This is a genomic window from Candidatus Thiosymbion oneisti, from assembly GCF_900092655.1.
Lineage (GTDB): Bacteria > Pseudomonadota > Gammaproteobacteria > Chromatiales > Chromatiaceae > Thiosymbion > Thiosymbion oneisti.
The window spans coordinates 1-3,459 of the sequence record NZ_FLUY01000913.1 but is presented as its reverse complement, the minus strand read 5'-3'; the positions used below and the strand labels follow the sequence as shown (position 1 = coordinate 3,459).

Genomic DNA, 3,459 nt, shown 5'->3' with positions numbered 1-3,459 from the left:
CTGAAATACCTGTTTTTCCCTTGCATAACATAACCTTAGCATGCGGTTGCAGAGGCTAAAGTTATCTAGACCCTATCCTAATCTGGGCGAGACATCTGTTTAATTGCATGTGGCAAGAAAAGTATTTTCTTGTTAGCCGATGAGATTATTTTCTGCTTCATGCGTTCATATCTTATTGTTTTGCCTAACGGCTTGGCTCAGGCGCCCAATGCCGCGTGGCACTGAGCTTGAAAGTTGCTGAGGAGCTGGACCGTGGTATTGGGTCGCTTGCAGCCGAATGTTAGGCGAATGAGCTATAAAAAGCGATCCATCAATTGAGCCTGGCCCCTTTTCCGAGCCCAATTGGCACCAGACCGCTACGGCAATCGCCAAAAATGTACTTTGGACGCTTTTTTGAAGTAGTTGCGCATGAGACAAGTCTCAGATAAGCAAAAACTCCAATTCCACAAATCCACATGTCCAGTGGCATTCGACCAACCAGAAATCTCGAACGCAATAACGCCCCTGCCCAACTGAGATGGTCCGGCTACCTTCCCGCGCGCAATGTCTTGCTCAAAGCTACCGTCTTCCAGAACGACTTCAGGTTTGCCATACCTTCTTGTGAAATATGGAACGAACTCACGAACACGGAAACCATACCAAAGCTTGTCGGAACCGGTTATTGTGTTCATCGTAGGCGTACGGCGAATTTTATGTTGTGCACCGGAGTAATTTAAGGCTCGTGAAAGCCGGATAACACACGTATTAGTGATCCACGCTGCATCCACCTTACCGCCGATCAATTTCTTGACTTCGGCAGCAGTGCCTTTTGGATAAGCCTTCTGCATCACTTCAAAAGAAGGTCGAGATGCAATCATAAACCAGTCCCCTGTAAAGCTGCCTAGTTGCCAAAAAACACCTCTTGGACGCAGTCCGCAAAATATGTAGAACTGCGAGCCGTTGTCACAGCATCATTGTACAGACGTTCGATTTCTTCTGGAGATAGATTTGAGTTCTCCACTACAATCCAAGCCTGTTGGTCGAAAATTTTAGACAGATTTTTGTAGTCAAAATCCGTTTGCTCATTTGTTTTTTCGGCTCGCCTGAGTAAATTACCCATGCACACAAGAATCATGTAGGCTTCTCTGCCATACGCATGATCGGATGGACGCTTCGTTTGCCCCATGCCAGTGGACACGGTTATGGCCACAGCTGGAGCTAGGACGGCTAAACCTAGGAACCACTGCCGGTGTTTTAGTCGTATCATGATAAAAAACAGGAAGTTGACGGATAGATTAGAATTGTACCAGCTTTGGCTGTCAAAAATATGAAGTTGATATGGACCCCATATCAAGGACAAATTTTCCGCAATCAAAGCCCGGTAGGTTGAGGTGAGCTTGCGAACCCCAACAGATTGTTGTATTGAGCCAAAGATGTTGGGGTTCGTTCCTCACCCCAACCTATGCGGGCTTTTTTTGGGGCTAGCTAAAGCTTTCAATTTTCTCTTTGCACAGATTTTTGGTTAGCTCTTTCAGTTGACTTACGCGCCCAGCCAGCCATTTCAATTGCTCATTTGTAATTGAGTAGCTTGGTTTATAGCGAGCATCTACGTAAGCCTTACGCAACAACTTGAAAAGTTCTTTTTCTTCTTCAGCAGCTTTGGGGAACACTGACAAGAAGCGAGGATCAATACTGGCGACACGTTGGCCTAATTTTTCAATATCGTGCGTGCTTGGCTTGTAACGGGTAAAAACCAGCAATATTGCACCATAAAGCCTTTCTACCATTTGGTGTAGATTGAACGCAGCCTCATTATAATCTTCCTCACTGATACAGAAGTTGTATATTTTTTCGAGCCTACACGCTTTTCCATACCAATATTCAAAATCAGCCTCAGCCAACTTCCTTCTTTCTGAAATGGGTATCTCAATAGGCTCTGCAAGCTCAAATTTCCCTGAGTCATGCAAAAGAATACCTTCTCGCACAATATCAATATAAAAATACTGGCTTTTCCGTAGGCGACGATTTACAAACTGGATATCTTCGGCAATTAGGCTGATTGGAGTTCGGTGAATGGTTTTGGCTAATTTTTGAGCTAGTTGACTGTTTTGCTCAACTTTACTAGCTTGGCGGAGTGTCTCGGTAATAATCAGAAGATCGAAGTCGCTTTGATAACGATAGAGAAGCGTTTCCGGGTCAAGATCTTCTACCCAGTCGCCACGGGCATAACTACCAAACAATATGAGCATATCAAGATCAATTTCTTCACTTATGATCTCGACAGCTCTTTGTAATTCCTGCTGTTTTTGTTCAGGCAGGTGTTCAAGGGAGGTTTTCATTCTCTTATGATAATCCCTTCGTCTCTTTAATGCCTGGTTGAAGAATACAAGTTAGCCGCCAGACGTAGAACGCCTAACGTCCCCCATAAGCCGAGCCATACTGCGCCATGAAAATGTTTCAGGATTGAGTTGAACTCGATGCGCAGTATGGCGTCAGCTTGATGGGCGTGTTAGGCGACTTTTTCATTGGCTAGAAACTTAATTGAGCCTGGCCCCTTTCCTACTTTTCTACTCCGGCTTTAACGATCAAATCCTAAAGCAAAATCAAGTGCTGCCTGAAGCTGTTTCATTTTGATTAAACTTAATTTTGTGATAAATGAGCCGATCTTGGCCTTTGACACTGTTTGAATATGATCGAGATTTATAGCGCAATTATTTTTCATCCCATCTTTTCTGTTTAAAATAACTTCTGACGGAATATCTCGTATCGTTGAAGTTACAGGAGCTACAGTTATTTCGCCAAGAAACTCAATAGCAGAATCTCTTGTGAGTATAACAACAGGTCTTTTTTTATCTGGACTTTGAAATTTATACCATCTGACTTCACCACGCTTCATTATCGCACCATACTTGTTCATTTTCTAAGTCGCTAAATTCTCCTGGTGTTACAGGGTACTTCAAATATCCCTTTCCGTGCTTTTTCTCCAAATCCTCCACTTTAGTATCGACCAATTCAATATTCATCAATACATATTCCTTCTGAATATTTTTTAGTTGGTCAAGCATGGGAATAAAAAATCCATCTTTAACTTTTTTTGCTTCGACAAGCATATGTACCTCTCTTTGTTGGCTCGCACTTCCTCGAAGATTCTAGGATGCAGCGACCTTTAGCCGGTTCACCACCTAACAGGTAGTAGACGGCGAATCGCCGTGTTTAAGTACGGCGAAACGCCTTATATACCACAGCTATTGCTTCTTTTTCAAATTCATGAATATCTCCATCAACGCACCTGGGAGCCTGTCTGACTTACGGGAAAAAGGGGGATACCTCAGGGTCTGTCCCCTATTCTCTCCTCGTTATGAGTTTATTGTATTTACTCAATTTGAACATAACGGTGGCATAACCCAATGCCATTAAGTTAAGTTTTGTAGGTCGGGTTAGGCGCGCCTTGCGATGCGGGCGTGGACAACCGAGGCTGAA

Annotated in this window: 5 protein-coding genes; all 5 read right to left on the bottom strand. The window is 43.6% G+C overall.

All coding sequences use genetic code 11. The features are described 5' to 3' along the window. Positions 1-356: 356 nt before the first annotated feature. Positions 357-857 carry a T6SS effector amidase Tae4 family protein gene (locus BQ17_RS09455; protein WP_089726471.1) on the bottom strand — a complete coding sequence of 167 codons (501 nt, stop codon included), beginning with the start codon at positions 855-857 and terminating at the stop codon, positions 357-359. 23 nt (positions 858-880) lie between these two features. Then, positions 881-1,165 carry a hypothetical protein gene (locus BQ17_RS20600; RefSeq protein ID WP_141699204.1) on the bottom strand — a complete coding sequence of 95 codons (285 nt, stop codon included), beginning with the start codon at positions 1,163-1,165 and terminating at the stop codon, positions 881-883. Between the two features lie 295 nt (positions 1,166-1,460). Then, entirely contained in the window at positions 1,461-2,318 is an 858-nt protein-coding gene (locus tag BQ17_RS09445; protein ID WP_089726467.1) for a HEPN domain-containing protein, read from the bottom strand. A 239-nt stretch (positions 2,319-2,557) separates the two neighbouring features. After that, positions 2,558-2,875: a type II toxin-antitoxin system PemK/MazF family toxin gene (locus tag BQ17_RS09440; protein WP_089726465.1), complete on the bottom strand. Its 318-nt coding sequence runs from the start codon at positions 2,873-2,875 to the stop codon at positions 2,558-2,560. Continuing rightward, a complete protein-coding gene (locus BQ17_RS09435) occupies positions 2,862-3,089 on the bottom strand; it encodes a hypothetical protein (protein WP_089726463.1) in 228 nt (75 codons plus the stop codon). Before BQ17_RS09435 ends, BQ17_RS09440 begins: the two co-directional genes overlap by 14 nt. Positions 3,090-3,459 lie beyond the last annotated feature (370 nt).

Bases quoted from the DNA above. Each gene is read 5' to 3' on its own strand.
- BQ17_RS20600 (WP_141699204.1), bottom strand. From the start codon at position 1,165: ATGGGGCAAACGAAGCGTCCATCCGATCATGCGTATGGCAGAGAAGCC.
- BQ17_RS09435 (WP_089726463.1), bottom strand. From the start codon at position 3,089: ATGCTTGTCGAAGCAAAAAAAGTTAAAGATGGATTTTTTATTCCCATG.
- BQ17_RS09440 (WP_089726465.1), bottom strand. From the start codon at position 2,875: ATGAAGCGTGGTGAAGTCAGATGGTATAAATTTCAAAGTCCAGATAAA.
- BQ17_RS09445 (WP_089726467.1), bottom strand. From the start codon at position 2,318: ATGAAAACCTCCCTTGAACACCTGCCTGAACAAAAACAGCAGGAATTA.
- BQ17_RS09455 (WP_089726471.1), bottom strand. From the start codon at position 857: ATGATTGCATCTCGACCTTCTTTTGAAGTGATGCAGAAGGCTTATCCA.